The 6,521-nt window shown below is 70.0% G+C and carries 10 protein-coding genes; all 10 read left to right on the plus strand.

The genetic code is table 11. The features are described 5' to 3' along the window. Positions 1–6: 6 nt before the first annotated feature. On the plus strand, positions 7–687 hold the full coding sequence (locus Aco03nite_RS49425; RefSeq protein WP_203809624.1) for a response regulator transcription factor: 681 nt from the start codon (positions 7–9) through the stop codon (positions 685–687). Further along, complete coding sequence (locus Aco03nite_RS49430; protein ID WP_203809626.1) at positions 684–1,877, plus strand: sensor histidine kinase; 1,194 nt, start codon at positions 684–686, stop codon at positions 1,875–1,877. The genes Aco03nite_RS49425 and Aco03nite_RS49430 overlap by 4 nt, the downstream gene beginning before the upstream one ends. Before the next feature lie 112 nt (positions 1,878–1,989). Further along, positions 1,990–3,069, plus strand: coding sequence for a PQQ-dependent sugar dehydrogenase (locus Aco03nite_RS49435; protein WP_239146076.1), 1,080 nt, complete (start codon positions 1,990–1,992; stop codon positions 3,067–3,069). Between the two features lie 192 nt (positions 3,070–3,261). Further along, positions 3,262–3,528 (plus strand): aldo/keto reductase, encoded by a 267-nt coding sequence (locus Aco03nite_RS54480; protein WP_275416003.1) that lies wholly within the window; start codon positions 3,262–3,264, stop codon positions 3,526–3,528. Further along, positions 3,423–4,184: an aldo/keto reductase gene (locus Aco03nite_RS49440; RefSeq protein WP_275416001.1), complete on the plus strand. Its 762-nt coding sequence runs from the start codon at positions 3,423–3,425 to the stop codon at positions 4,182–4,184. Before Aco03nite_RS54480 ends, Aco03nite_RS49440 begins: the two co-directional genes overlap by 106 nt. A 9-nt stretch (positions 4,185–4,193) precedes the next feature. Then, positions 4,194–4,364, plus strand: coding sequence for a hypothetical protein (locus Aco03nite_RS49445; RefSeq protein ID WP_203809630.1), 171 nt, complete (start codon positions 4,194–4,196; stop codon positions 4,362–4,364). Positions 4,365–4,702: 338 nt separating this feature from the next. Continuing rightward, the gene (locus Aco03nite_RS49450; protein WP_203809631.1) at positions 4,703–4,855 is read left to right on the plus strand and encodes a hypothetical protein; all 153 of its coding nucleotides are present in this window, start codon (positions 4,703–4,705) and stop codon (positions 4,853–4,855) included. A gap of 57 nt (positions 4,856–4,912) precedes the next feature. Continuing rightward, a complete protein-coding gene (locus Aco03nite_RS49455) occupies positions 4,913–5,083 on the plus strand; it encodes a hypothetical protein (RefSeq protein ID WP_203809633.1) in 171 nt (56 codons plus the stop codon). A 143-nt stretch (positions 5,084–5,226) separates the two neighbouring features. Further along, the gene (locus Aco03nite_RS49460) at positions 5,227–5,727 is read left to right on the plus strand and encodes a cupin domain-containing protein (protein WP_203809635.1); all 501 of its coding nucleotides are present in this window, start codon (positions 5,227–5,229) and stop codon (positions 5,725–5,727) included. A 321-nt stretch (positions 5,728–6,048) separates the two neighbouring features. Then, positions 6,049–6,468: an MmcQ/YjbR family DNA-binding protein gene (locus tag Aco03nite_RS49465; protein WP_203809637.1), complete on the plus strand. Its 420-nt coding sequence runs from the start codon at positions 6,049–6,051 to the stop codon at positions 6,466–6,468. The last annotated feature ends 53 nt before the right edge of the window (positions 6,469–6,521 follow it).

The raw sequence follows: 6,521 nt of genomic DNA on the forward strand, positions 1-6,521 counted from the left end.
CGAACCATGCGCCTGCTCGTGGTGGAAGACGAAGAAGACCTGGCCGAGGGCCTGCGCGTCGGCCTGGTCCGCAACGGTTACGCCGTCGACGTCGCCGACGGCACCGCCCAGGCCTACGAGCACCTCACCATCAACGAGTACGACCTGATGCTGCTCGACATCAACCTGCCCGACGGCGACGGTTTCGCCCTGTGCCGGGCCATCCGCGACGGCACCGTGGCGACTCCCGGCGACACCGAGTTGCGGGTGCTGATGCTGACCGCCCGCGGTGGCCTCGACGACCGGGTCCGTGGCCTGGACGGCGGCGCCGACGACTACCTGGTCAAACCGTTCCACCTGGCCGAGTTGCTGGCCCGGATCCGGGCCCTGCTGCGCCGCGACACCACCGGCAGCACGGCCACCCTGACCGCCGGCGATCTGACTCTCGACACGGCCCGGCACGCCGCCACCGCCGCCGGTGAACCCCTCGCGCTGACGCCCAAGGAGTTCGGTGTCCTGGAATACCTGATGCACCGCCCCGGGCACGTCATCTCCAGCGAGGAGCTGCTCGAACACGTCTGGGACGCCAACGCCGACCCGTTCACCCAGACCGTCCGGGTCACCGTCGGCACCCTGCGCCGCAAGGTCGGCGACGACCGGATCGAGACCGTCGTCGGCCGCGGTTACCGGCTCCGGGAGCAGCCGTGAGACGCCCCGAGGTGTTCCGGTCGATCCGGTTCCGGCTCACCGTCGTCTACTCCACGCTGCTGTTCGCGCTGGCCGGGGTCACCATGGCGATCACCTACCTGGCCGTGGCCCAGGCCACCTCACCGCAGCCGATCACCGAACGCACCGCCAAGGTCTACAACGACAACAAGCAGTACGTCGGCACGATGACCGTGGCCGACGTCAGCCAGATCGAGGCGGCGGTCAACTACAACACCCTGCAGAGCATGCGTACGTTCACCGTCATCGCCCTGCCCGCCCTGTTCCTGGCCAGCCTCGCCATCGGCTGGGTGCTGTCCGGGCGGGTGCTGCGCCCGGTCGGCGCCATCGCCCGGACCGCCCGCGAGATCCAGGCCACCGACCTGTCCCGCCGCATCCACCTGCAGGGCCCCCGCGACGAACTGCGCGACCTCGCCGACACCATCGACTCCATGCTGGACCGCCTCGACCAGGCCTTCCGCGCCCAACGGCAACTCATCGACGACGCCTCCCACGAACTGCGCAGCCCCCTCGCCATCATCCGCACCCACCTGGACGCCACCCTCACCGCACCCGAAGCCACCACCGACGAACGCGGCCGCGCGGTCGCCATCGTCGACCGCGCCACCACCCGCATGTCCCGCCTGGTCGAGGACCTGCTCGCCACCGCCCGCCGCGACGCCGACTCCCACAACGACACCGACGCCGACCTCAGCGTCATCGCCCGCGAAGCCGGCGAGGAGACGTTCCTGCCGGACAGACCACTGCATCTGCGGTACGACACGGCAGGCGGCCTGCACCTGATCGGCGACACCGACGCCCTGCGCCGGGCCGCCGGGAACCTGCTGTCCAACGCCGCCCGCCTGGCCCCCGACCACTCCACGGTCACCGTGGCCACCGGGCAGGCCGGATCCTGGCTGTGGCTGGCCGTCGCCGACCAGGGCCCCGGCATCGCCGCCGACGACCTGCCCCGCGTGTTCGACCGGTTCTGGCGCAGCCCCGGCGGCAACACCGGCCGGGAACGGCGTACCGGCCTGGGCCTGGCGATCGTCCGCCAGATCGTCGAATCCCACGGCGGCCAGGTGACCGCCTACTCCCAACTCGGCGTCGGCAGCACCTTCGTGCTCTGGCTACCGGCCGCCGACCGCACCGGCCAGGACCCACCCCCACCCGAGAACCCGCTCAGCGAGTGAGGCGACCGGTAGAAGGCCCTGACAGGGCACCCCTCGCAGCGGCTTCTTTCCCTGGTCTTTCGCCATGGTCTGGTCCGCTGGGAACAGCAGCCACCGCATCGAATGGAGAACCATGCGCAACACCTGGGCCGGATCGGTCCTCACCATGCTTCTTGCGGCCGGCCTTGCCGCCTGCTCCACCGAACCGGAGGCCGCCGCGTCGCCCGAGACCCCGGCCGGGATCGGGCCCGGGTTCGGCGCCGCGGAAGAGGTCGCCCGCGGTCTGGACGTGCCGTGGGGCCTGACGTTCCTGCCCGGCGGCGACGCGCTGATCGCCGAACGCGACACCGGCCGGCTCCTGCGCCTCACCCCCGGCAGCGAACCCGTTCCGGTCACCACGGTCCCCGGCGTGCAGGCCCGGGGCGAGGGCGGTCTGCTCGGCGTCGCCGTCTCCCCGGCCTTCTCCCAGGACAATGTGGTGTACGCCTACCTGACCACGGAATCCGACAACCGCATCATCCGGTTCCGCCTCGACGGCGGTGACCCGGAGGTGGTGTTCGACGGCATCGCCGCCGCTGGATACCACAACGGCGGCCGCATCGCGTTCGGCCCCGACGGCCTGCTGTACGCCGGAACCGGCGACGCCGGCGACACCGCCGGCTCCCAGAACCCGGCCAGCCCCAACGGCAAGATCCTCCGGCTGACCCCGGACGGGGCCCCGGCACCCGGCAACCCCACCGCGGGTTCCCCGGTCTACAGCCTCGGCCACCGCAACGTGCAGGGCCTGGCCTGGGACGACGACGGCCGCCTGTTCGCCACCGAATTCGGCCAGAACGACCTCGACGAGGTCAACCTGATCCGCCCCGGCGCCAACTACGGCTGGCCCGAGGTCGAAGGTGAAGGCGACACCGACAACGGCCGCTACACCAACCCGCTGGTCACCTGGCCGGTCCGGGAAGCCTCCCCGTCCGGCATCGCCATCGCCGGTGACACCGCCTACGTCGCCGGACTACGCGGCGAACGCCTGTGGACGCTCCCACTGACCGGCGACACCATCGGCGAACCCACCGCCGTTCTCGACGGACAGTACGGCCGCCTGCGCACCGTACAGATCGCCCCGGACGGCGCGTTGTGGCTGACCACGTCCAACACCGACGGCCGCGGCGACATCCGCGACGGCGACGACCGCATCCTGCGTTTCCCGCCCCGCTGACGACCTCGGCGTGCCGGCCGACCGCCGGTCGAACCGGTCGAGGGGGGTAACACCAGAACCTCCCGCCTCGGCTCGTGCCCGTTCTACCGTGGGCGGGACGAGAGCTGATCACCCGGTGAAGGAGCCATCATGCGAACCCGCACGCTCGGCACGGACCTGCACGTCTCCGCCATCGGCTTCGGTGCGATGGGCATGAGTCAGAGTTACGGTCCCGGACCGGACCGCGACGCCAACATCGCCCTGCTGCGCGCCGCGGTCGAACGCGGTGTCACCTTCTTCGACACCGCCGAGGTGTACGGGCCGTTCGTCAACGAGGAACTGGTCGGCGAGCCCTGCAGCCCGTCCGGGATCAGGTGGTCATCGCGACCAAGTTCGGGTTCGCCTTCGGCGCCGACGGCAAACAGACCGGCCTGTCGAGCCGGCCGGAACACATTAAGCAGGTCGCCGACGCCTCGCTGAAGCGGCTGCGCACCGACCGGATCGACCTGTTCTACCAGCACCGTGTCAACCCGGACGTGCCGATCGAGGACGTCGCCGGCGCGGTCCGGGAACTGATCGAGGCAGGCAAGGTGAAACACTTCGGAATGTCCGAGGCGGCCGCCGCGACGGTGCGCCGCGCGCATGCCGTGCAGCCGGTCACCGCCCTGCAGAACGAGTACTCGCTGTGGTGGAAACGCCCCGAGACCGAGATCATCCCGATGTGCGAGGAGCTCGGCATCGGCCTGGTCCCGTACAGCCCGCTCGGTAAGGGTTTCCTCACCGGCACCATCTCCACCGACACCGCGTTCACTCCCGGCGACATCCGCACCACCATCCCGCGTTTCGAGGCCGCGGCGCGTGAGGCCAACCTGGCCCTGCTCGACCGGCTCGGCGAGATCGCCACCGCCAAGGGCGCCACCCTGGCCCAGATCGCCTTGGCCTGGCTGCTCGCCCAGAAACCGTGGATCGTCCCGATCCCCGGAACCCGCCGCCTGGAACGCCTCGAAGAGAATCTCGGCGCCGCCGACGTCACGCTGACGCCCGGCGACCTCGCCGAGATCGACGCCGCCACCGCGCAGATCGAGATCCAGGGCGGCCGCTACTCCGAACAGGTCGAGAGCATGACCAACCGCTGAGGAGAGCCCATGTCCTTGAAGATCGCGGCGGTAGCCGCCGCCGTCGCCTTCGCCTCGGCCGGTCTGATCACCGCCGGCCCGCTCAGGTGCACCGAGGTCGATGCCGGCGAGCCCGGCATCGTGTTCGTCATCCAGGACGACGCTCCAGTGGGCGACTGTCCGTGGACATCTCCGTTGTGACGGGCGGGCCAGCACCAGCAGGCCCACCATCGACAGCCCGGCCCCGGCGATCATCAACAGTGCCATCGGTACGGCGGTGTCCTCGCCGCCGAGACCGGCGATCGGGGCGATCGTGCCGGCCGCCAGCCACTGCACAAAACCGAGCATCGCCGAACCGGTGCCGGGATGCTCGGGCACCTCGGCCGAGGCCAGCGCCCCGCCGTTGGGCCCCGATCAGTCCCTGCGCGGTCATCAGGACGAAGAAACAGACGATCGCCATCGGCAGCGGGGTGTTCCACCACAGCGCCCCGGCCAGCATGACCAGTCCGGCGGCCAGGGCCGCGAGCTGCCCGGCCAGGATGACCGTGCGGGTCGCGATCCGGCCGACCAGACGGGCGGCGACCAGAGCGGCCACGGTCATCCCGGCGGCGTTGACGGCGAAGTCGACCGAGTACGCGATCGGCGACAGCCCGTTCATCGACTGCAACACGAACGCCGAGGTGGCCACATAGGCGAACAGGGTCGCCGGGACGTCCATCGCCTTCGCCGGGGAAGGCGCCTATGCCCGGATGCTGCACGACACCCTCGCCGCCGAGAACATCCACGTCGTCCAGCTGATCGTTCCCGGCGCCATCCGGCCGGACCACCCCGCCAACGCCCCGGCCGTCCTCGCCGACCGGCTGTGGCAGGCACACACCGGCCGGGGCGAGTTCCGGATCTTCTCCGAACCGCTGCAGTAGGCGGCTACCGGCCGGTGGTGTCTGAACGGTTCGTTATCCATGGTCGGTTGGTCCGTGGATAACGGTGACATTCCTCCGGCCGCCGGCCTCCGCCACGCTGAGTGGGTCGCCAGCTTCACCGACCACCGAGGAGATGACACCTGATGATTCCCGACGACGACCTGTCGCGTTCGCTGACCGTGGCGGACCCGGACGATCCGGGCACGACCTACATCTCGCTGGTGGGCAACACCTACGCCATGCTGATCACCGGCGAACAGACCGACGGCCGGTACTGCCTGATCGACATGCGGGTGCCCGACGGTGGTGGCCCGCCACCGCACCGGCACGACTTCGAGGAGATGTTCACGATCCTCGAAGGCGAGATCGAATTCACCTTCCGCGGTACGAAACACGTCGCGCGTGCCGGCACCACCGTCAACGTCCCGGCCAACGCGCCGCACAACTTCCGCAACGTCTCCGGCGCCCCGGCCCGCATGTTGTGCATGTGCACCCCGGCCGGCCAGGACGAGTACTTCCTGCGCATCGGCGATGTCCTCGCCGGCAAGGACGCGCCGCCACCGACGCTGTCGCAGGACGAGTTGATGGAACGCCGCCGCCGCGCCGGCGAACTGGCCCCGGCCTACCGCAGCGAGTTCCTGTAACCGGGAACCGAGGTGATGAGACATCCGGTGCTGCCGTGCCCGCGGCCACGGCAGCACCGGATGTCTTCGCGGGCTGGTACATGTCAGGGTGGGTGTGGCGGCCGTTCCGGAGCCGAGAAACCCGAAGGTGACCTGCGCCGCGGCGGCCAAGGCGCAGTTGTAGGACTCGTGGCCACCGACGCGCTGCTGCCGCTGGTGGACAGCCTGCCGTTCCGCACCTGGATCAGGCGCGTGTCAGATGCCGCATCCATTCCTGCCGCTGCCAGGGCAGGCATCTTCCCCGTAATCTGAGGAGCAACGGGAACCCGCTAGGGTCGGCTCATGGCCAGCCCTGGAGACGTGCCACCGGAGATCCTGAACCGGCTGCGGCCGATCTGCCGGCAGCTGCCCGAGTCCTACGAGGAGCCCGCCTGGATCGGTGTCCGCTGGCGGATCCGGCAACGCACCTTCGCGCACGTCTACATCCCGGACGCGAACCGATTCGAGGTCTACGGCCCGTACGTCGTCGCCGGCCACCCACCGGTGGTGATGACCTTCCGGGTGGACATCGACGATCTGCTCGGCCTCATCTCCGACGGCTTCCCGTACTTCCGCGCCGACTGGGGCCAGAACGTGGCCGCCGCTGTCCTCGGCGAGCACACCGACTGGACCGAACTGACCGAGCTGATCACCGACAGCTACCTGGGGATGGCACCGAAATTCCTCGCCGCTCGGGTCGTTCCACCGCCGTCCCAGAAGTGAACGCTCCAGAAATGCAGAAAGGCCCACCCGGGAACCAGGGTGGGCCTTTCCAT

Origin of the sequence: Actinoplanes couchii, from assembly GCF_016862075.1 — a bacterium.
GTDB classification, from domain to species: Bacteria; Actinomycetota; Actinomycetes; order Mycobacteriales; family Micromonosporaceae; genus Actinoplanes; species Actinoplanes couchii.